Annotated in this window: 19 protein-coding genes and 1 pseudogene; 8 read left to right on the top strand and 12 right to left on the bottom strand. The window is 72.0% G+C overall.

All coding sequences use genetic code 11. The features are described from left to right. Positions 1–7 precede the first annotated feature (7 nt). Positions 8–400 carry an ankyrin repeat domain-containing protein gene (locus tag ACWCV9_RS09550; protein WP_450785192.1) on the bottom strand — a complete coding sequence of 131 codons (393 nt, stop codon included), beginning with the start codon at positions 398–400 and terminating at the stop codon, positions 8–10. 314 nt (positions 401–714) lie between these two features. Between ACWCV9_RS09550 and ACWCV9_RS09545 the strand changes: the two genes are divergently transcribed. After that, positions 715–909, top strand: a complete 195-nt coding sequence (locus ACWCV9_RS09545) for a hypothetical protein (RefSeq protein ID WP_385846703.1) — start codon at positions 715–717, stop codon at positions 907–909. Positions 910–949: 40 nt separating this feature from the next. After that, complete coding sequence (locus ACWCV9_RS09540; RefSeq protein WP_450785190.1) at positions 950–2,575, top strand: hypothetical protein; 1,626 nt, start codon at positions 950–952, stop codon at positions 2,573–2,575. A 22-nt stretch (positions 2,576–2,597) separates the two neighbouring features. Here ACWCV9_RS09540 and ACWCV9_RS09535 read toward each other — a convergent pair whose 3' ends face one another. Further along, positions 2,598–4,106 carry an SCO1417 family MocR-like transcription factor gene (locus ACWCV9_RS09535; protein ID WP_450785188.1) on the bottom strand — a complete coding sequence of 503 codons (1,509 nt, stop codon included), beginning with the start codon at positions 4,104–4,106 and terminating at the stop codon, positions 2,598–2,600. Positions 4,107–4,207: 101 nt separating this feature from the next. On the opposite strand from ACWCV9_RS09535, the gene yczE reads away from it, so the two are divergent. From yczE to ACWCV9_RS09515, 4 genes are all read left to right on the top strand, one after another. Continuing rightward, positions 4,208–4,864, top strand: a complete 657-nt coding sequence (gene yczE / locus ACWCV9_RS09530) for a membrane protein YczE (protein WP_450785187.1) — start codon at positions 4,208–4,210, stop codon at positions 4,862–4,864. After that, positions 4,861–5,637, top strand: coding sequence for a glycerophosphodiester phosphodiesterase (locus tag ACWCV9_RS09525; protein ID WP_450785186.1), 777 nt, complete (start codon positions 4,861–4,863; stop codon positions 5,635–5,637). Before yczE ends, ACWCV9_RS09525 begins: the two co-directional genes overlap by 4 nt. Before the next feature lie 55 nt (positions 5,638–5,692). Then, the gene (locus ACWCV9_RS09520; protein ID WP_450785184.1) at positions 5,693–7,039 is read left to right on the top strand and encodes an MFS transporter; all 1,347 of its coding nucleotides are present in this window, start codon (positions 5,693–5,695) and stop codon (positions 7,037–7,039) included. A gap of 289 nt (positions 7,040–7,328) precedes the next feature. Further along, on the top strand, positions 7,329–7,703 hold the full coding sequence (locus tag ACWCV9_RS09515; RefSeq protein WP_150943815.1) for an RNA polymerase-binding protein RbpA: 375 nt from the start codon (positions 7,329–7,331) through the stop codon (positions 7,701–7,703). Between the two features lie 127 nt (positions 7,704–7,830). Here the strand turns inward: ACWCV9_RS09515 and fxsA are convergent, their stop codons facing one another. The 4 genes from fxsA to ACWCV9_RS09495 all read right to left on the bottom strand — a co-directional run bounded on the left by fxsA (position 7,831) and on the right by ACWCV9_RS09495 (position 11,881). Next, on the bottom strand, positions 7,831–8,388 hold the full coding sequence (gene fxsA / locus ACWCV9_RS09510) for an FxsA family membrane protein (RefSeq protein WP_450785181.1): 558 nt from the start codon (positions 8,386–8,388) through the stop codon (positions 7,831–7,833). Positions 8,389–8,444: 56 nt separating this feature from the next. Beyond that, positions 8,445–9,233: a polyprenol monophosphomannose synthase gene (locus ACWCV9_RS09505; RefSeq protein ID WP_385846691.1), complete on the bottom strand. Its 789-nt coding sequence runs from the start codon at positions 9,231–9,233 to the stop codon at positions 8,445–8,447. A gap of 531 nt (positions 9,234–9,764) precedes the next feature. Further along, the gene (locus ACWCV9_RS09500; RefSeq protein ID WP_450785179.1) at positions 9,765–11,372 is read right to left on the bottom strand and encodes an amidohydrolase; all 1,608 of its coding nucleotides are present in this window, start codon (positions 11,370–11,372) and stop codon (positions 9,765–9,767) included. Between the two features lie 68 nt (positions 11,373–11,440). Then, positions 11,441–11,881: an Lrp/AsnC family transcriptional regulator gene (locus ACWCV9_RS09495; RefSeq protein WP_385846688.1), complete on the bottom strand. Its 441-nt coding sequence runs from the start codon at positions 11,879–11,881 to the stop codon at positions 11,441–11,443. Positions 11,882–12,124: 243 nt separating this feature from the next. On the opposite strand from ACWCV9_RS09495, the gene ACWCV9_RS09490 reads away from it, so the two are divergent. Continuing rightward, positions 12,125–12,559: a hypothetical protein gene (locus ACWCV9_RS09490; RefSeq protein WP_450785178.1), complete on the top strand. Its 435-nt coding sequence runs from the start codon at positions 12,125–12,127 to the stop codon at positions 12,557–12,559. Between the two features lie 387 nt (positions 12,560–12,946). On the opposite strand, the gene ACWCV9_RS09485 is transcribed toward ACWCV9_RS09490, so the two are convergent. The 6 genes from ACWCV9_RS09485 to ACWCV9_RS09460 all read right to left on the bottom strand — a co-directional run bounded on the left by ACWCV9_RS09485 (position 12,947) and on the right by ACWCV9_RS09460 (position 19,504). Beyond that, positions 12,947–14,119: an acyl-CoA dehydrogenase family protein gene (locus ACWCV9_RS09485; protein WP_450785176.1), complete on the bottom strand. Its 1,173-nt coding sequence runs from the start codon at positions 14,117–14,119 to the stop codon at positions 12,947–12,949. Positions 14,120–14,298: 179 nt separating this feature from the next. After that, positions 14,299–14,985: a TetR/AcrR family transcriptional regulator gene (locus ACWCV9_RS09480; protein ID WP_450785174.1), complete on the bottom strand. Its 687-nt coding sequence runs from the start codon at positions 14,983–14,985 to the stop codon at positions 14,299–14,301. A gap of 107 nt (positions 14,986–15,092) precedes the next feature. Next, complete coding sequence (locus ACWCV9_RS09475) at positions 15,093–15,233, bottom strand: SCO1431 family membrane protein (RefSeq protein ID WP_385846682.1); 141 nt, start codon at positions 15,231–15,233, stop codon at positions 15,093–15,095. A 111-nt stretch (positions 15,234–15,344) separates the two neighbouring features. Continuing rightward, the gene (locus ACWCV9_RS09470) at positions 15,345–16,715 is read right to left on the bottom strand and encodes a peptidase C39 family protein (protein ID WP_450785172.1); all 1,371 of its coding nucleotides are present in this window, start codon (positions 16,713–16,715) and stop codon (positions 15,345–15,347) included. Between the two features lie 251 nt (positions 16,716–16,966). Further along, positions 16,967–18,496, bottom strand: coding sequence for an amino acid permease (locus ACWCV9_RS09465; RefSeq protein ID WP_450785171.1), 1,530 nt, complete (start codon positions 18,494–18,496; stop codon positions 16,967–16,969). A 51-nt stretch (positions 18,497–18,547) separates the two neighbouring features. After that, positions 18,548–19,504 carry a hypothetical protein gene (locus tag ACWCV9_RS09460; protein WP_450785169.1) on the bottom strand — a complete coding sequence of 319 codons (957 nt, stop codon included), beginning with the start codon at positions 19,502–19,504 and terminating at the stop codon, positions 18,548–18,550. A 269-nt stretch (positions 19,505–19,773) separates the two neighbouring features. Between ACWCV9_RS09460 and ACWCV9_RS09455 the strand changes: the two are divergent. Then, a pseudogene (locus ACWCV9_RS09455) lies at positions 19,774–20,393 on the top strand (uridine kinase family protein). The last annotated feature ends 194 nt before the right edge of the window (positions 20,394–20,587 follow it).

The following is a 20,587-nucleotide window of genomic DNA, read 5'->3' as shown; positions in this document are numbered from 1 at the left end:
GTTCTTGTCAGTGGACGCCGAACAACTCCAGAAGCTCCTTCTTGCCGAACATCCGGGCCGTGTCGACGGCTGACGGCGTGCCCGCGGAAGGATCGGCTCCGCCCTCAAGGAGGGCCTTGATGACCTCCGCCTCGCCCTTGAAGACCGCTCCCGCGAGGGGAGTCTGGCCCCGGTCGTTGACGTGGTCCGCCGCGCCGCCCCGGGCGAGCAGGGCGCGCACGGTGTCCGCGTGTCCGTGGTAGGCGGCGAGCATCACCAGGGAGTCGCCGCGGTCGTTGGTGAGGTTGGCCGGAACGCCCGCGTCGACGTACGCCACGAGCGGCTCGGTCTGCCCCTGCCGGGCCAGATCGAAGATCTTGGTCGCCAGCTCCACGACCTCGGGGTCGGGGGCTTCACTCATCGGCTGGACCGCCTCTCCTGCGCACGTCGGTACTTGGGGAACCTCTGGAGCGTACGGCAGCGAGTTGAACGCGGCCGTACGAGTGAATCGTCAGCGTACTGGCTGTCGCGGCACATGACCCGTTGTGCCCGAGGTAAAGATCAGCAACACCCCCGCCGGAGTCAACAGTCCTGGTCAAACGGGCAGGAACAGCTCGACCAAGTGAGGGAAATCTGCCGGATTTCACTCATTTGCACCTTTTATCGTATGGATACATCCTGTGATCCTGGAAGAACTCATGGTGACTGTCCCCCCTCGACACCAGGAGGCCCCAAATGATCCTCTCCATGTCCGGCGTGGTCCTGCTCGGCATCATCGTCTTCCTGTTCTTCCGCAAGGACGGGCTCAAGGGCTCGCACGCCGCGGTCTCGGCCCTGTTCGGCTTCTATCTCTCCAGCACGGCCATCGCCCCGAGCATCAAGGCAGGCGGCGAGAGCCTGGCGAGCCTGCTCGGCGGCATCAAGTTCTGACCCAGCCCGTCCCGCCCGCACACACCGTCAGGAGACAGCAGTGGCCCGGCGCCCTCTCCCCCGCATCCTGAGCAAAGACAGCGCCCAGATCGCCCGGACGCAGCTCGCCCGGAGCCGGGAGCTGGCCCGGACGGCGGCCGACAGTGCCACCGACGTCCTCCACCCGCTGATCACCGTCACGCGCGGGTTGCGCCGGCTGGCCTCGGCCGGGCGGCGCAAGTGGGCGGAAACCCCCAAGGACAAGCGCGGACCGCTGCTGTTCCTGGTGGCCGCCGTGATCCTGGTCGTGGCGCTGGTGCCGTACGGGCCGCTGCTCGCCGTCATCACCGTGATGGCGGCAGCGGCCTGGCAGGGGCGCGACCGCACCCCACCGGCGCCCGAGGGCCCCGACGACTCCCAGACCGAGCGGCTCCAGGCGCTCTACGAGGCCCTGGTGCCGTACTTCTCCAGCCCCGAGGACCCGGCGCCGCTGTACGCGCACGGCGGGGAATGGGAGAAGGCCTTCACCGCGCACGAGTTCGACGACGCCGGGCGCGTCGGCCACCTCGTGATCCGCTACCCCGCCTACTTCCCGGACGGCGAACCCCCGGCCCGCGCGCGGATCGAGCAGCTGCTCACCGCCAAGGCCGGGCGGGGCCGCGAGTACCACTTCGCGTGGGACGAGGCGGGCAACCAGCTCACGGTCACCGCGCTCGCCCCGCTGCCCACCGACATCGTCGCCCAGCGCTTCGTAACCGCGCCGGGCGAGACCGTGCTCGGCTTCACCGACCACAGCGAGGTCCAGCGCACGCTCCCCCTCGCCTACGGAGAGGAGCAGGTCGACGTCCCGCCGGTGGTGTGGCGCACCGGCATCCGCTCCACCGAGCCGCACCTGCTGGCCATGGGCCACCCGGGCAGCGGCACCTCGACACTGCTGCGCTCGGTGGCGCTCCAGGCGCTTCAGTACGGCGACATCCTGATCGTCGACGGCGGCGGCACCGGCGAGTACGCGTGCCTGACCGGCCGGGACGGCGTGCTGGGCGTCGAGTGCGCCCTGCCCGGCGCGCTGGCCAGCCTGGAATGGGCCGCGCAGGAGACGGAACGGCGGCTCATCGCGATCAATCTGGCCCGGCAGGTGGGCGACCCGCCCCCGGCGGACACCCGACGCCCGCTGTGGATCCTGCTGGACCGCCCGAGCGTCTTCGCGCATCTCGCGGCGGCGGACGGCCGCAAGGACCCGCAGGCGCTGCTCCAGGTGCCGCTGCGGCACGGCCGCGCGGCGAACGTGACCGTGGTCGTCGCCGAGCAGTTCGACAGCGCGGAGGCCCTGAGCGACGCGGTACGGCAGCACACGCGCGCGCGTGTCGTGCTCGGGCCGGCGACGCCGCAGCAGGTGGAAGCGGTGCTGGGCATGCCGCCGCACACGACACCGGTGGTGCACGTCCCGCCGGGGCGCGGCTACGCCCGGCTGGGCACCGGCCCCGTGCACCGGTTGCAGGTGCCGCGCACCCCCGATCCGTACGACGACGCCACGAGCGATGCCGACCGGCAGGCGGTGCTGGACTTGCTGCCGGGGCGGACGATGCCCGCGGACGCGGAGCCGGCGGAGCCCGTCGAGGCGGCCGAGGGGGTGTCGCTGGTGAAGCCCGCGGTGGCGGCGGAGGCGGTGGGGGCCGAGACGGCGTAGGGCGCCCGGCGCCCCGCACCGCTCACGCCACGAACGTCCGCGGCGCCTCCGTCACCCCCGTCGCGCCCGTCCTGACCAGATGGGCCGCGGCGGCGAGTCGTACCGCCGCCTCCTGCGCCACGGCTCCCCCCACCGTGAACGGAAGACGCACATACCCCTCGAAGGCGCCGTCCACGCCGAAGCGGGGGCCGGAGGGCACCCGGACACCGACCCGCTCCCCCGCCTCGGCCAGCCGGGAACCGGACAGGCCGCCCGCGCGGACCCACAGGGTCAGGCCGCCCTGCGGGACCTCGAACTCCCAGTCGGGCAGCTCCCGGCGGACCGCCGCCACCAGGGCGTCCCGGTTCTCCCGGGCCTGGGCGCGGCGCAGCTCGACGGCCTGTGCCCAGCCCCCGGTGGAGAACAGCCAGTTGACGGCGAGCTGCTCCAGGACCGGGGTGCCCAGGTCGGCGTACGCACGTGCGGCGACCAGGCTGCGGATGACGTCGGGCGCCGCCCGCACCCAGCCGATCCGCATGCCCGCCCAGAACGCCTTGCTGGCCGAGCCCACCGTGACGACCGTCGAGCCGGCCGGGTCGAAGGCGCAGACCGGGCGGGGCATGCCGGCCTCTCCCAGCTCCTCGTCCAGCCACAGCTCGGTCATCGTCTCGTCGGCGACCAGCACCGTCCCCGCCGAGCGGGCCGCGTCCACCAGCCGGCGCCGCTGGTCCTCGTCGGCGAGGGCCCCGGTGGGGTTGTGGAAGTCGGCGACCACATAGGCGATGCGCGGCGCGGCCTCGCGCAGCACCTGGCGCCAGCGGTCCACGTCCCAGCCCGACAGGCCCTCCGCCATCGCGACCGGGACCAGCCGGGCCCCGGCCTCGCGCATCAGCTGGAGGATGTTGGCGTACGACGGGGACTCCACGGCGATCCGCTCGCCGCGGCCGCCGAAGAGGTGGCAGATCGCGTCGATGGCCCCCATCGCGCCGGTGGTCACCATGATCTGCTCGGGCATGGTGGGGATCCCGCGCGCGGTGTAGCGCTCGGCGATCATCTCACGGAGGGCGGGCAGCCCGGCCGGATAGTCGCCGTGGGTGTGGGCGTAGGGCGGCAGCTCCTCCAGGGCGCCCTGGACGGCGCGGGTGAGCCAGGGTTCGGGGGCCGGGAGCGAGGCGCAGCCCAGGTCGATCATCGAACCCAGCGCCTCCGGAGGCAGGGGTTCCAGGCCGCGCGCCGGCAGCGGGTTGCCGGCCGGTACGGCGGTCCAGCTGCCCGCGCCGCGCCGTGACTCGAGGAAGCCCTCGCTGCGCAGGGCCTCGTAGGCGGCGGCGACCGTGGTGCGGCTGACGGAGAGGCCGAGGGCGAGTTCACGTTCCGCGGGCAGCCGGGCGGCGACCGGGACACGCCCCTCCAGGACCAGCAGCCGGATGCCGTCGGCGAGGGCGCGGTAGGCGGGCGGGCGGCGGGTGCCGGGGCCGGCCGGGCGCTCCTGCTGGGAGGTGAGGAGCCGGGCCAGCTGCGCGGCCCCCACTGCTGAGGTCCACTGCGCCATGAGATCAGTCCACCTTCCCCGGATTGGCCATGGATCAAGGTTCTTCCCAAGCCACAGAGTGACATGCGTCAGTCCACCGCCACCACCCAGGGGGGTACGTCGTGTCCATTCCTAGCCGCCGTCTCGGGCGGCGGTTGAGCCAGCTGTACGCCGGGCTCGTCCTCTACGGCGCGAGTTCCGCCCTGCTGGTGCGGGCGGACCTCGGCATGGAGCCGTGGAACGTGCTGCACCAGGGACTCGCCGAGCTGACCGGCCTCACCATCGGTGTGGTGTCGATCGTCGTCGGGGCCGCGGTGCTGCTGCTGTGGATCCCGCTGCGCCAGCGGCCCGGTCTGGGCACGGTCTCCAACGTCTTCGTCATCGGGCTCGCCATGGACGGCACGCTCGCGCTCGTCCCGGACGTCCGCTCCCTCGCCGTACGCTTTCTGCTGCTGCTCGCGGGGATCGTGCTGAACGGCGCGGCCACCGGCCTCTACATCGCGGCGCGCTTCGGGCCGGGCCCGCGGGACGGGCTGATGACGGGCCTGCACCGGCGCACCGGGCGCTCGCTCCGGCTGATCCGGACGGCGATCGAGGTGGCGGTGGTGGTCACCGGCTTCACGCTGGGCGGCACCGTCGGTGTGGGCACCGTGCTGTACGCCGTGTCGATCGGCCCGCTGGCCCAGCTGTTCCTGCGGGTCTTCGCCGTCCCGACGGCACCGGGCGGCAGCACGGTGGTTGCCGCCGGGACACCGGAAGGGGCCATACTGCGGCCGTGACCCTCACGACACCGCCCCTGCGCCACCCGTACCTGGACCATCCCGGCCCGATCGCCTTCGCCCACCGGGGCGGGGCCGCCGACGGGATCGAGAACACCGTGGCGCAGTTCCGGCGCGCGGTGGAGCTGGGCTACCGGTACATCGAGACGGACGTGCACGCCACGGCGGACGGCCGGCTCGTCGCCTTCCACGACACGACCCTGGACCGGGTCACCGACGGGGCCGGCCGGATCGCCGAGCTGCCGTGGGAGGACGTGCGCCGCGCGCGCGTGGGCGGCCGGGAACCCATTCCGCTGTTCGAGGAGCTTCTGGAGACCTTCCCCGAGGTCCGCTGGAACGTCGACGTCAAGGCGGAGCCCGCGCTGCGGCCGCTGCTGGAGCTGATCGAGCGCACGGACGCGTGGGACCGGGTCTGTGTGGGCTCCTTCTCCGAGGCGCGCGTGCTGCGCGCCCAGCGGCTGGCCGGGCCCCGGCTGGCCACGTCGTTCGGCACCCGCGGGGTGCTGAACCTGCGGCTGCGGTCCTGGGGGCTGCCGGCCGCGGTACGCCGGTCGGCCGTCGCCGCGCAGGTTCCCGAGGCCCAGTCGGGCGTCCCCGTGGTCGACCACCGCTTCGTCCGCGCCGCCCACGCGCGCGGGCTCCAGGTGCATGTGTGGACGGTCAACGAACCGGAGCGGATGCACCGGCTCCTGGATCTCGGGGTGGATGGCATCATGACCGATCACATCGACACGTTGCGCAAGGTCATGGAGGACCGCGGCGCCTGGGTCTGAGCCCCGGCCGCCACCGGCCGAGCCTTCGCAGTCCAAGGGGAGAGCGAGGGCTCGGGTGAACACCGACACCGTGCGGCCGGCGGCGGACGACACCGCGGGCCTCAGACGCGAGCAGCGCGGCTGGTACTTCTACGACTGGGCCTGCTCGGTCTACTCGACCAGCGTCCTGACCGTGTTCCTCGGCCCCTATCTGACCTCGGTCGCCGAGCACGCGGCGGACGCGGACGGCTATGTGCATCCGCTGGGCGTCCCCGTCCGCGCGGGCTCGTTCTTCGCCTACTCGGTCTCCCTCTCGGTGATCCTCGCCGTGGTGGTGATGCCGCTCGTGGGCAGCGCTGCCGACCGGACGGGCCGTAAGAAGCCGCTGCTCGCGGCCGCCGCGTACACCGGGGCCGCCACCACCACCGGAATGTTCTTCCTCGACGGCCACCGCTATCTGCTCGGCGGTGTGCTGCTCGTCGTGGCCAACGCGGCGCAGTCCGTCGGGATGATGCTCTACAACTCCTACCTCCCGCAGATCGCCCCGCCCGAGGAGCGCGACGCGGTCTCCTCCCGGGGCTGGGCCTTCGGCTACGCGGCGGGGTCCTCGGTGCTCGTCGCCAACCTGGTGCTCTACTCGGCGCACGACTCCTTCGGCCTCGGCGAGACGGCCGCGGTCCGTATCTGCCTGGCCTCGGCCGGTCTGTGGTGGGGCGCCTTCACGGTCATCCCGCTGCGCAGGCTGCGCGACCGGCACGCGCGCGTGGAGCGCTCGGCGACGGCGCCGGGGCTGCGCCAGCTGGCGGCCACGGCCCGGGACATGCGCCGGCATCCGCTGACCCTGGCCTTCCTGCTGGCGTACCTCGTCTACAACGACGGCATCCAGACCGTGATCTCCCAGGCCTCGATCTACGGCTCGCAGGAGCTGAGGCTCGGGCAGTCGACGCTCATCGTGGCGGTGCTGCTGGTGCAGGTGCTGGCCGTCGCCGGGGCCCTGGCGATGGGGCGGCTGTCCCGGACGTACGGCGCCCAGCGCACGATCCTGGGCTCGCTGGTGGCCTGGACGGTCACGCTCGCGGCCGGCTACTTCCTGCCCGCGAAGGCACCGGTGTTCTTCTTCGTGCTGGCCGGCGGGATCGGCCTGGTCCTCGGCGGCAGCCAGGCGCTGTCCCGCTCGCTGTTCTCGCATCTGGTGCCGCCGGGCAAGGAGGCCGAGTACTTCTCGGCGTACGAGCTGAGCGACCGCGGGATGAGCTGGCTCGGGCCGCTGCTGTTCGGGGTGACCTACCAGCTGACCGGAAGTTATCGCTCCGCGATCGTCTCCCTGGTGGCGTTCTTCGCCATCGGCTTCGTGCTGCTCGCCAGGGTGCCGGTGCGGCGGGCGATCGCCGAGGCGGGCAACCCGGTTCCGGAAAAGATCTAGCGCCGATTTAGCGTTCAACCCGAAAGGGCGGTAGTGTACGCCTTTGGCCTGCCAGGCGTACCGTTACTGCGCGTCAAAGATGCCGAAACGCTGGGTGACATCTGCTAGCAGATGTGACAAACCGGGCGCCGGTGGGTACGACATTTGTCAGCAAGGCTGCGGCTACGACGGCGACGCATGACCCGGAACGGGACACGGGACGGGAATCTTTACCGCCGACCGGACGTTGACCGGATGACGACGACAGCGACACCTGTCCTGTGGGCGACAAGCCCGGGAGGCACGATTCATGAGTGAGCGAGCTCTTCGCGGTACGCGCCTCGTGGTGACCAGCTACGAGACGGACCGCGGCATCGACCTGGCCCCGCGCCAGGCCGTGGAGTACGCATGTGAGAAGGGGCACCGTTTCGAGATGCCCTTCTCGGTCGAGGCGGAGATCCCGCCGGAGTGGGAGTGCAAGGTCTGCGGGGCCACGGCGCTCCTGGTTGACGGCGACGGCCCGGAAGAGAAGAAGGCCAAGCCCGCGCGTACCCACTGGGACATGCTGATGGAGCGGCGCACCCGTGAGGAGCTCGAAGAGGTCCTCGAGGAGCGCCTGGCGGTTCTGCGCTCGGGGGCGATGAACATCGCGGTTCACCCCCGCGACAGCCGCAAGTCGGCCTAGTCCTCCGGGACCGGGCGGGAGACCCAGCGCATACAAGAGACCGCGGGTGCCGTACGCCATGGCGTACGGCACCCGCGGTTTCCGTGTGTCCGAAAGACCGGGGAGACCCCTGCGCACCGCACGACCCTCAGCGGGTCAGCGGCGGCCGCCGCTCCCCCGGCTCCTCGGCGCGCTGCTCCCGGATGACCTCGCCCTGGACCACCTTGCCGTCGGGGCGGTGCATACGCGCCTGCTGGAAGGCGTCGCCCAGGCTGCCCGGGGCGGCGTTGCGCAGCCGCTTCTCCAGGGTGTTCTCCGCGTAGCGGCCGACGGCCCGCTGGACCGGCGGCAGCAGCAGGAGCAGACCGGCCGCGTCCGAGACCAGGCCCGGGATCATCAGCAGCAGACCGCCGAGCATCATCAGCCCGTTGCCCCCGCCGCGCTCCGGGGAACCGCCCCGCTGGACCGCCTCACTGAGGCTCTGGAACGCACGGCGTCCCGCCCGCTTGATCACCACCGAGCCGGCCACGGCCCCGGCGACGAGCAGGAGGAACACGGCGAGGCCGCCCGCCACGCCCGCGACCAGGGTCAGCAGCCAGATCTCCAGCACCAGCCATGCGGCGACACCCAGCGGCAGATACCTGCGCAGCCGGGAGCGCCGGGGCCGGGCGGTGGTCGGAGAGGTGGTCGGTGCGCCAATCGTCATGCCCCCAGTGTGCCCGGCCGTGGCTCAGGGCGGGATAAGGGCTGATCAGCCGGGCGCTACTTGCCCTTGTTGCGGAGCTTGGCGACGCGGTCCTCGGCGCCCCAGGCGGTCACCCGCCACAGCGCCTCGACCACGATGTCCTTGCTCATCTTGGAGTCGCCGAGCTCCCGCTCGACGAAGGTGATCGGGACCTCGACCACATGGAAGCCGGCCTTGACCGCGCGGCGGGCCAGGTCCACCTGGAAGCAGTACCCCTGCGAGGCCACCTCGTCCAGGCCGAGCCCCTCCAGGGTCTCCCGGCGGAAGGCGCGGTAGCCGCCGGTGATGTCGCGCAGCGGCAGGTCCAGGGCGAGGCGGGAGTAGAGGCTGCCGCCGCGGGAGATGAGCTGGCGCGACTTGGGCCAGTTCACGGTCCGGCCGCCCGGCACCCAGCGCGAGCCCAGCACCAGGTCGGCGCCCTTGAGGGCGGTCAGCAGCCGGGGCAGCTCCTCGGGCTGGTGGGAGCCGTCGGCGTCCATCTCGATCAGCACGCCGTAGTCGCGCTCCAGGCCCCAGCGGAAGCCCGCGAGGTAGGCGGCGCCGAGGCCCTCCTTGCCCTTGCGGTGCATGACGTGGACCTGCTCGTCCTCGGCCGCCAGCTCGTCGGCGAGCTTGCCGGTGCCGTCAGGGCTGTTGTCGTCCGCCACCAGGACGTGCACCTCGGGAACGGCCTTGCGCACTCGGCCGACGATGCGCTTGATGTTCTCCGCCTCGTTGTAGGTCGGAATGATCACCAAGGCCGTGCCGAGCGGTCCGAACTGCCTCCCCTGGGCTGTGGCCGCGAGGGTCCCGTCGCCGTCGTTCACTGCTGCCCCTTCTGGTCGTACGCAGGCGTCCACCATAGTGGCCGCTGCCTGGGAAGAGGTGACAGCGCCTTCGTATGGGGGTGTCGTTTCCACAAGAGTGGGGTAAGAATGCACCTTTCCGCATCGGCCGCCGCGCGGATGGGGGGCCTGGCACCCTTCGGGCCGACCTGGGACCCGCTGGCTGCGGATCGACCGAGAGCCGTTGTCTACTGAGCGCCGGGCCCCACCCGGGTCACACCCAGCCGACCACCGGAACGTTCCCTCGCCTGCGCGAGCGCTGAGCCTGGCTCCCAGTGGCGGTGCCCCGTGCGGCACACCGTCCCTGACCCAGCGGCGCTGCGGCGAGGCGCGCGAACGTTCCCCGGTCGGGCGTCCGGTGGTGGACTCGAACGAACCTACCGGCCGCCGGCCGCCGACTGTCAACACCTCTGTGACCTGCGAAAACGCGGGAATGGCCGCAGTAGGGGCGGAGGATGCGCAGGTGGGCGGCGGGGCCGGGCCGGCGGCCGGCCGCACCGCCGCACCGGCAGATCACTCGCCCGGCCGTACGAACACCGTCCGGCCGCCCACCACGGTGCGCAGGCAGACCGGAAGCTCCCGGCCCGGAGTGAGGTCGGGCAGCCCCGGGGTGCCGGAGCGCGGATCGGTGGACCAGCGGGCCACCCGGTCGTCCGGGGCCTGTACGACCAGTTCGCCGGAGCGCCAGACCGCGTAGTCCGCGGGCGCGCCCGGGACCAGGACGCCCGCGTCGTCCCGTCCGACGGCCCGCCAGCCGCCGCGCGTGTGGGCGGTGAACGCGGCGCGCACGGAGACGCGGTGCTCGGGCGTGTGGTGGAAGGCGGCGGCGCGGACCGTTCCCCAGGGGTCGAGCGGGGTGACGGGGCTGTCGGAGCCGAAGGCGAGCGGGACTCCGGAGCGGAGCAGCGCGGCGTACGGGTTGAGGGTGCGGGCCCGCTCGGCGCCGAGCCGGCGGGCGTACATGCCGTCCTCGCCGCCCCACAGGGCGTCGAAGGCGGGCTGCACGGAGGCGATCAGGCCCAGTTCGGCGAAGCCGGCGATGGTCTCGGGGGTGAGCATCTCGGCGTGTTCCACACGGTGCCGGGCGGCCCGGATCCGGGCGAGGCCGATCTTCTCGGCGGCGGCGCGCACACCGTCCACCACGGTGGTCACGGCGGCGTCGCCGATGGCGTGGAAGCCCGCCTGGAGGCCGGCCTCGGTGCAGGCGACGACATGGGCGGCGACCGCGTCGGCGTCCAGGTAGCCGGTGCCGGTGTGGCCGGCGTCGGCGTACGGCTCGTGCAGACAGGCGGTGTGCGAGCCGAGGGCGCCGTCGGCGAAGAGGTCGCCCGCGGCGCCCACGGCACCCAGTTCGCGGGCCTTGTCGACGTCCTGCTCGGCCCAGTAGCCCACCACGCGCGGGCCGGGGATCTCGGCGGCGAGCCGCAGCAGGGCGGTGAAGTCGTCCTCGGAGGAGATCTGCGGGCCGGCGCACTCGTGCACCGAGCCGATGCCGAGCGAGGCCGCGTGGGTCAGCGCGGCGCGCTGGGCCTCGGCGCGCTGGGCCGGGGTGATGGCGGCCAGGGCCGCCTCGCGGACGGTGTGGTGGGCGTCGGCGGTGAGCGGGGCGTCCTCGCGCGGGACGGCACCGGGGACCAGGTCCAGCAGGGCGGTGGTGACGACCGCCGAGTGCACGTCGATGCGGGACAGGTACAGCGGCCTGCCGCCGGTGGCCGCGTCCAGTTCCGCGCGGGTCGGCGGACGACCACCGGGCCAGCGGGCGGCGTCCCAGCCGTGGCCGAGCAGGACCCGGTCGCCGGGGCGGGCCGCGGCGAACGCGCGGACCAGGTCGAGGGCCGCCTCCAGGGAGGGCGCGGCGGACAGGTCGAGGCCGGTCAGGGCGAGGCCCGTGGCGGTGGTGTGCACATGGGCGTCGGTGAAGGCCGGGGTGACCAGGGCGCCGTCGAGGTCGATCACCTCGTCCACACCGTCGGCGAAGGCGTCCGCGGCGCCCTCGGAACCGACCCAGGCGACATGCCCCGCCTCGACCACCATCGCCGTCGCGAAGGGATCGGCGGGACTGTGCACCTCGCCGCGGCGGAGAAGGACGGTGGCGGGGGGCTCGGCGGTGCGGTTGCTCATAGCCGACAGTTTCCCCTGTCGGGCGGCCTCGGCCGCACCTGGGGCGGCCCGCCGTACGGCGGCCCCGTTCAGATCCGCGGCGGACGGGCCTCGTACGGCGTCGACAGGACGACCGTGGTGCGGGTGGAGACGCCCGCCAGGCTGCGCAGCCGGGCCAGCAGTTCCTCCAGCTCGTGCGGGGTGGCCACGCGCACCTTGAGGATGTAGTTCTCGTCCCCGGCGACGCTGTGGCAGGCCTCGATCTCGGGGACGCCGGCGAGCCGGTCCGCGATGTCGTCGGGGGCGCTGGGGTCGAACGGCTTCACCGAGATGAACGCGGTCAGCGGCAGCCCGACGGCCTCGGGATCGACCACCGCGGCATAGCCCCGGATGACACCCCGCTGTTCGAGCCGGCGCACCCGCTGGTGCACGGCCGACGTGGACAGACCCGTGGCCTTGCCCAGGTCGGTGTAGCTCATCCGCCCGTCAGTGACGAGCAGCTGCACGATCTGACGGTCCAACTCCTCCATGGCGCAAAAACCTACCGTGCACGTGATCGCCTCGGATAGCCGAGAGCCCAGGCCGGGGCCGGTTCGATACAAAAAGCACCACACCGACCCCTGCGAGGCACCTTCGTGCAGCATGTGACGAACGCCACATGGCTCGAACGCGCTCCGTGATGTTCTCGTGATTACCGCCGATGGCGGACGGGAATTGCTTGCTGTGGTCGAGGCCGCAGCGCCTTCACGGCCCAGCCTTAGGGGGAGAATCCCATGCAGAGTGTCCACCGCCCTGGTCGATCCGCGTCCGGTCGGCAGCAGCCGGTGCTCGAGCCCGAGCCGGAGGGCGTCGAACCCGACGTTCCCGACGACGAGTTCGACGCCTACGACACCTTCGAGATGTACCGGGTGATCTGCCCGGACTGCGCCCAGCCGATCGCGCTGCTGGCGGACGAGGAGGTCCTGCCGGAGCACGCGCTGTGCGCCTCGCCGTGGAACCCGTTCGGGCTCACGGTGTGCGCGGGTACGGGACGCGCGGCGGCCGAGGCCCGTCCCGCGGACGAGTCCTTCGAGCCGCAGGAGCAGGACACCGCCCTGCTGCTGACGCTCCCCCAGGGTCTGGACTGGCGGACGCAGCCCTTCTCCCACGTCGGCGGCCCGGGCTCGCGCCCGATGCGCGTGCCGGCGATGCGCCGCCAGGCCGCCTGAGCCGGCTGGGTCCCCTGGTCCGTCCCGCACCACGGCGCGCGGAGTGCCGTGGTGCAGGAGGAGTGCGCGCCGACGGTACGTCCGCCAGGCCCGGGCGGCCGGGGCGGGGACGGGGTACGCCTGGACTCACGCTCGATTCCCGGGCGCGGTGACCTGTACGGCCGTCGGCGCGTTGCCCTGGTATGACCACCCTGTACCCGGCGGCCGAGCGGCAGCGCCGCCTCTTCGTTCCCCGCCCTGCGGAATCGGTTCAGCCGCCTCCGCCGCCGGACCCGCCCATCTACCGCGATCTGCTGCGCATCTGGGCCGACCGGGGCCGCACCCTGCCGGGCCGCCACGACCCGGAGTGGGTCAGGCTGGCGGCCCCCACGGTGCGCAGCGGGCAGTTCAGCGACCCTCTGGCCCCGCCACATGGCGGGCGATGACCATGCGCTGGATCTGGTTGGTGCCCTCCACGATCTGAAGGACCTTGGCCTCGCGCATATAGCGCTCGGCCGGGAAGTCGGCGGTGTAGCCGTACCCGCCGAGTATCTGCACGGCGTCGGTGGTGACCTTCATGGCCGTGTCGGTGCAGTGCAGCTTGGCCATGGCGGCCTGCTTGGCGAAGGGCTTGCCCGCGTCGCGCAGCCGGGCCGCGGCGAGGTACAGCGCGCGGCCGGCCTCGATCTGGGTCGCCATGTCGGCGATCATGAAGCGCAGGCCCTGGAAGTCGGCGATGGGCCGGCCGAACTGCCGTCGCTGGGCCGCGTACCCGACCGCCTCGTCCAGCGCGGCCTGGGCCAGGCCGATCGCGCAGGCGGCGATGCCGAGCCGGCCGGAGTCCAGGGCGGACAGGGCGATGGTGAAGCCCTGACCCTCCTCGCCGATGCGCCGGTCGTCGGAGACCCGGACGCCGTCGAAGTGGACCTGGGCGGTGGGCGAGCCCTTCATGCCCATCTTCTTCTCGGGCGCCGCACCGCTCAGGCCGGGGGTGTCCCCGGGCACGAGGAAGGCGGTGATCCCGCGCGGGCCCTCTTCCCCGGTGCGGGCCATCACGGTGTAGAAGTCGGCGATTCCGCCGTGGGTGATCCAGGCCTTGGTGCCGTCGATCACCCAGCCGTCACCGTCCCGGACCGCCTTGGTGCGCAGGGAGGCCGCGTCCGAGCCGGAGGACGGCTCGGAGAGGCAGTACGCGCCGAGCAGGCCGCCGCCGAGCATCGCGGGCAGGTGCTCGACCTGCTGCTGCTTGGTGCCGAAGGCGGCGAGCGCGTACGAGGCGAGGGTGTGCACGCTGACGCCGAGGCCGACGGTGAGGCGGGCCGCGGCCAGCTCCTCCAGGACCTGGAGGTAGACCTCGTAGGGCTGGTCGCCGCCGCCGTACTCGGAGTCGTACGGCAGGCCGAGCAGGCCGGACTCGGAGAGCAGGGTGAAGACCTCGCGCGGGAAGCGTCCCGCGTCCTCCTCCTCTGCGGCCTTCGGCGCTATCTCGCGCTGGGCGATGTCGCGGACGAGCGCGAGCAGATCCCGCGCCTCCTCCGTCGGCAGCTGACGCTCCACCGGCTGCGGTTCGCGGTCGGACATGGCGTCGGACTCCTCCCTGTGTCGGGCACTGGCGGTATGGCCCGTCGGGTGGGGGCGGCTCCGCCTCGCCGGTCGCGTGTGCCGAGGCGCCTGCTTCCGGGTTGCGGAAGCTGCTGACCAGCGGCTGTGCGCAGTGAGTATGCCCGATCAGCAACGTCCCGTCACCAGTTAACGACCGCTTACTCCAAGAATCCAGTGGTAACTTTTCGATCACCCTCGTCCCGGCGGGCCGGTTGCGGCGCCGGGCAGGTCGGATCCAGTTCCTCGATGGCCCGCAGGGCTCCGCCGAGCGTCTTCACCAGCAGCTCGCGCATGGTGTCGCGGGACAGCTCGGGCCGGTCGATCCAGTCGAGGGCGGCGCCCTCCACGCTGCACAGCCAGGCGAGCAGGCCCATCCGGGCCAGCGGGGAGATGTCGCTGCGGCCGTAGGCCCCGCGGGCGATGGTCTCGATGATCGCGTCACGCACGCCGTCCCGGATGGCGTGCACCTCGGCGTCGAAGCCGACGCCGCCGCTGACGATGGCGCGGTAGGCGGCCTGGTTGTGTTCGGCGTACCGCAGATAGCTGTCGATGGTGAGGTGGACCCGGTCCACGGCGCGCATGTCCAGGCTGGTCGAGGCCAGGGTGACCAGTCCGGCGACGGAGTCCTCGATGATCGCCAGGTAGTAGCCGCGCTTGGACTGGAAGTAGTAGTAGATCAGCCCCTTGGCGACATGCGCCTGGCGGGCGATGTCGTCCATGGACAGCGCGTCGTAGGACGTGTCGGCGAACAGTTTCCGGCCGATGGCGATGAGTTCGGCGCGACGGGCTGCGGAGCGCGCGGTGCCGCGCACCGGCGGACGGACGGCGGCGGCTTGTTGACGCATATTCAATTTCGGCCCTGTTCCAGGCAGTTCGGCGGGACAGCCGCAGTATGTCAGAACATGAACCCGTCAGGATCGGGGCCGGAACAGGGCGCTTTCGGAGCGGCGGGTCAGAGCAGGCCGAGCTGGGTCACGAGCATCGCGGTCACGGCGACGAGGACCCAGCCCAGGAGGTGCTCCATCAGCTTCGGGCCGTCGGTTCGGGGGCCGCCGGTACGGACGCGGGTGGCGGTGGCCTGGTGTGCGGTCATGCTGGTTCTCGCAGAGGTAGGACGGGACGGACGTACAGGACGGGCCCCCCAACCCCTTTGTCCACCTTGCCACCCGCGACGGCGTGTGCGGTGATGAGCTTGGTCACAGGGTCAGCAGACGCCCACCGCGGCGAGCGCCGTGCGCTGGCGCGGCGTGGGCCGGGCCGGGAAGTAGAGGTAGCAGACCCCTCCGCTGCCGGAGACGACCTTGCCGGAGGCGTTGTACCGCTTGGTCCGCAGCCAGATGTTCTCGAACTCGCGGCGCAGATAGATCCGGCGCACCGCGTCGTCGCTCGGTGAGGCGGGGTCGTTGGCGATGACGTCGCCGTCCGCGGTGAAGCCGATCACGGTCATGAGGTGACCGGAGGTGCCGTAGCCGGAGCCGGTCAGCTCGGTCTTGAGGAAGGACTGGGACGTTATGGCCGGGATGCCGGCCGCGATCAGCGTCTCCAGGTCGGTGAGCGAGGCGAGCCGGGTGACCACGCCCTGGACCCCCTCGAAGGTGGCCGCGTAGGCGGCGTTGAACGGCCAGTTGCCGCAGCCCTGGTACTGGTGGTCGTAGGTGAAGCGGGCCGCGTGGTCGACCTGCGGGTCGGCGTAGGAGGGGTCGACCCAGGACAGTTGCGCGGGGGTGAGCCGGCCGCCCCAGTACTCGATGATCATCTGCGAGGAGGTGGGGCTGCACCAGGCCTCGCCGCCGTTGTCGTACTCCGGGTACTGGCCCTTGTGGATCTCCTGCGAGTAGCGCGGGACGACCAGTTCCCGGGCGAGGGCGGGGGTGGAGGCGGGGACGGTGAAGCGGTCGGGGATGTCGGAGCCCATGGCGCCGAGGCGCCAGACGGTCGGGGTGAGACGGGTGCCGGGCTGGCGGTAGAGCGTGAGGCGCAGCCGGTACGAGGCCAGCCGCAGCCCGGTGCTCGCGTCGCCGATCGCGAAGGTGTCGGTCCAGACGGCGCTCTTGCCGTCGCCCTGGCCGTCCACCGAGGTCCGCTTGATGTCCTGGTCGCCGGCCGCCCAGCGGCCCATGACGTACCAGGGGGTCGCGGTGCCGTCCGAGTAGGTGCCCTGGAGTTCGACCTGGAGCCAGGTGCCGTCGGGGGTGTGGGCGTTCCAGGAGGCGACGGCCTCGGTGGCGGGTGTGGTGAGCGTGTGGACCGGGCTGGTCCAGACGGCGTACTCCCAGGTGGCGGTGGTGCCGGTGTGCGGGTCGTGGTAGTCGGTACGGCCCGCGGCGGTGTCGATCGCGATGCCGGGGCGGGAGCCGGGCACGGCCGCGGTGCCCTCGTGGGTGCCGGAGCGCCAGTCGGGATACGTGGTCCAGGCGTGGTAGTCGATCGGGCGGGCCTGCGGCACGCCGGGGTCGTCGGCGTCCACGGCGCCGGGGCGCTGGGCGGCGGCCGCCGGGGGCGCGAGGCCGGCCATCGCGGCGGTGACGGCGACGGCGAGGACGGTTCGGCGGGACGGCTGCTGGGCTCTGCTCATGGGCGCGGTTACCCCCAGGTCCGGGTCGGGGCTGGTGCGGTGCGCGGTGTGTGCGCCAACTATGGAGCAGCCGCGGGGTGCCTTCCAGCACTTCGGCGCGGGCAGCGGAATGAATATTGGTCTGGGCCGGTGGAGCAGGTGCCGGCGAGCGCCGCGCGGGGGCGTGGGGAGCCGTGCCCCCGAGCCCCACGCGCCCGGCGTGGGGAACTGGACAGGCAGCCCCCCATGCGCCCGGCGGCGGGCGAAGCCGGTCAGACGAGATCCATCGCCGCGACCTCGTCGGGGCGGCCGTAGCTGACCGGGCCCTGGAAGCGGCGGCGGGCGGTGGCGAACCACCAGACCGTGGCCACGAGCAGGACGACGGCGAGCGCGATCGGCGCGTAGTTGAAGGAGTCTGCCGTGATCGGCGAGGCCTGGGGCAGCATGAACAGGACGCTGCTGAGCAGGATCCAGACCACTGCCAGCCAGCCGATCGGCTTCCCCCAGCGCCCCAGGTGCCACGGCCCGGGCTGGAAGGCGTCACCGAGCCGGAGCCGCAGGAAGATCGGCACCGCGTAGGCGAGGAAGAGCCCGACCACGTTCACGCTGACGATCGCGGTGAAGGCCGTATGGGACCACCAGCCGGGGACGACGAGCGCGAGTGAGCAGGCGACGGCCAGCCAGACCGCCTTCACCGGGGTACGGGTGCGCTGCGAGACCGAGTGCCACCAGCGGGAGCCGGGCATGGCGCCGTCCCGGGAGAAGGCGAAGATCTGCCGGGTGTTGCTGGTGAGGTTGGCGAGGCCGCAGAAGAGCATGGCGCCGATGACGATGAGGAGCATGATCTTGGCCGCGCCGAGGCCCAGTCCGTCGATGAGGATCTGGACCGGGGGTGCGCCCGTGCCGGCTTCCTTGGCGTAGTCGCCAATGCTGTAGACCAGTGCCAGCATCAGGATCAGCCCGGTGATCGCCGAATAGCCGATGGACCGGGTGATCCCCTTCGGTGCGTTGACCGTCGCCTGGACCGTTTCCTCGGACATGTGGAAGCTGCCGTCGAAGCCGGTGAAGGTCCAGCTGGTGACCAGCAGACCGAGCATGCCGCCGTAAAGCCCGCTCGTGAAGCCGGTGTTGTTCTCGAAATGCGTCACGAAGGACACGTGCTGATGCCGATCGGGCATCACTATGAGTGCGCCCACGATCACGACGAGTCCGATCAGCAGCCACCACACGGAAATACGGTTCAGGACGGCGACGAGCTGCACGGTGTAGGTGTTGGCGAGCCCCTGGACGATGATGATCACCGCCGTGAGCAGCACCGTCTGGTGGGCGGTCGGCTGGTAGGAGGGCCACTGGAGGCTGACGAAGGCCTGGATGAAGGTGGCGGCCGCATAGCCGGTGGCGGCGGTGCCGCCGATCTGGCCGACGAAGTTCAGCCAGCCCGTGAACCAGGACCAGGCACCCTTGTGCCGTTTGGCGAGTTTACCGGCGGAGAAATACAGCGCACCGCTCGTCGGATAGGCGGAGGCGACTTCCGCCATGGCCGCGCCGATGAGCAGCACCATGAGCGAAACACCGATCCAGCCGAACACGAGAATACGCGGACCACCCGCGTTCATACCGAATCCGAAGGACGAGAAAATACCCGAGAGAATATTGATGATGGTGAAGGAGATCGCGAAGTTGTCGAACGCCTGGAAGCGCCGGGTGAGTTTTCGCGGATAACCCATCGCGTGCAGGGTCGCGTCATCGTCGAGCACGACCCGGTCCGCGCCCGCGCGGGGCGCCGATGTCCGTTCCGACACAGATCGGCCTTTCTGTGGAGGGGGCAGAGCGGGACAGGGGGGCGAGCGGTGTCAGCCGGGGCCCGGGACGGGCAGGCCGCAGCCGCGCCGGGCCCGGGAGAGCTGCTCGGCGGGGTCGCCGAAGGCGCTCCAGGGCATGCGCGAGGCGTAGGGCCCCATCGCCGTGAAGACCGCCCGCGCCTCGAACTCGCACTGGGCCATGACCAGTGCATGCGCGAGATAGGCCAGGTCGAGCACCGGGGTGAAGCGGTAATCGGCCACCGTGGGCAGCCAGTTGTGGTAGATCGCGAGCGCGGTGGAGCGCCACTGCGGCTGCTCCCAGACCCGGTCGGCGAGCAGCTGGGTCGGGTTGTAGCTCTCCACCAGGGCCACCAGCGGCAGCAGCCGCAGCGCGGAGTCACCGGGAGCCCGCTGGCTGAGGAAGGCGGCCACGTCCCAGGCCGCGTTGACCGAGCCGCCGTGGCGGGTGAAGAAGAACGACAGGAAGCGGTGGTGCGCCTCGCGGTGCCACGGGTCCAGGGACAGGATGTGCGCGAACAGCCGCCAGGGGCCCGGTGGCGCGGTGAGCAGGCCGTGCGGGGCCGGCTCGCGCAGCCGGTGCAGCCGCGCCATGGCCAGCTTGGCGACCCACGGCGTGGGGTCCTCGGGTGCCGCCTCGGCGGCCCGGTCGCACGCGGTCAGCGCGATCCGTTCCAGGGCCTCGGCGCGCTCGTCACGGCCGTCGGCGGCCCGCAGGGCGCGCTGCACCGCGACCCGGGCCCACATGAGGGCCGCCTCCGGGCTCGGTTCCTCGGCGAGCCACCGCTCCACCAGGTCGGTACCGGCCGCCTCGGAGGCGAGGACCAGCGAGCGGTGGGCCCGCAGCGCGAAGTCCGAACGCGTCTCGGCGAGAGCCTCGTACGCGTATCGATAACGTCCGGCGCGCACATCGACACAAACGCTCGCCAGGACCCGGTCGTCGGCCGCCGGATGCCACACATAGTGCCCTTCGAATAAGTCCGCGCCCATGTCCCCCCGCCTGTTCCCCGTACGACGCATCACGGTTGCGCACGAGGCACCCTACTCAGCGCCGGGCGCACCCGGAACGCCGAATTCGACATATCGGTCAGAGGATTGGGGAAATGGTTATGCAGATGATTGACTGGCCGCCAGCCGATGGTTCAAACGTCGACTTTTGCGGGTCGCACACCCGGCGCACTGCCCGGCAGCGCGCGCTCTAGACTGTTTCCGGAAAACCTCTCACACGACCCGCACCGCATCACCCCCCGGGAATCACCATTCACCACCTCGCCGCCCGGCTGCGCGGACTGCCCCCGTCCCTGGGCCCGGTCCGGCTGATCGGCGTCGACGGGCACGCCGGCTCCGGAAAGTCCACCTTCGCCGGGCGGCTGGCCGCCGCCCTGGGCGGGGCGCCGGTGCTGCACCTGGACGACATCGCCAGCCATGAGCAGCTGTTCGCCTGGACCGACCGGCTCCGCACCCAGGTGATCGAGCCCCTCGCCCGTGGCGAGATCGCCCACTACACCCCCTACGACTGGTGCACCCGTGCGTTCGGCCCGCCGTGTCCGCTGCCCGCGGCGCCGGTGGTGCTGATCGAGGGCGTCGGCGCCGGCCGCCGCGCACTGCGGCCGCACCTGGCGCAGCTGCTGTGGATGGAGCTGCCCGCGGAGCGGTCCTGGGCGCGCGGCCGGCTGCGGGACGGGGCGGAGCAGCGGGAGTTCTGGGACGGCTGGGTCGCGGCGGAGCGCGCGCACTTCGCCGCCGACCCCTCGCGCCCCCACGCCGATCTTCTGGTGCTCCAGACACCGGAGGGATACGAGGTGCTGCCGGGGCCCAAGCTACCCCTGGGTCAGGCCAAAAAATGACCCAGGGTGACGAGCTGTCCCGGATGTGGTGAAGTGGTGAAGACCCCCGCGGGGGAAGTCCTCCGACTCCCTCAACTCGGCTTGACCGGGGGGCCGTACAGGACTTACGTTCTCAATGTGCGGCATTCGGAGCCGCCCCAGGACGCGAAGCCCCCGGTTGTTCCCCCGTGATCGGGGGCTTCGTTCTGCCCTCGGCGCCTTTTCCCGGCCGCCCGCGCCCCGCACC

It is taken from the genome of Streptomyces sp. NPDC001606 (genome assembly GCF_053596835.1).
The sequence above is the reverse complement of the archived record's forward strand: the minus strand, read 5'-3'. Positions and strand labels throughout refer to the sequence as shown.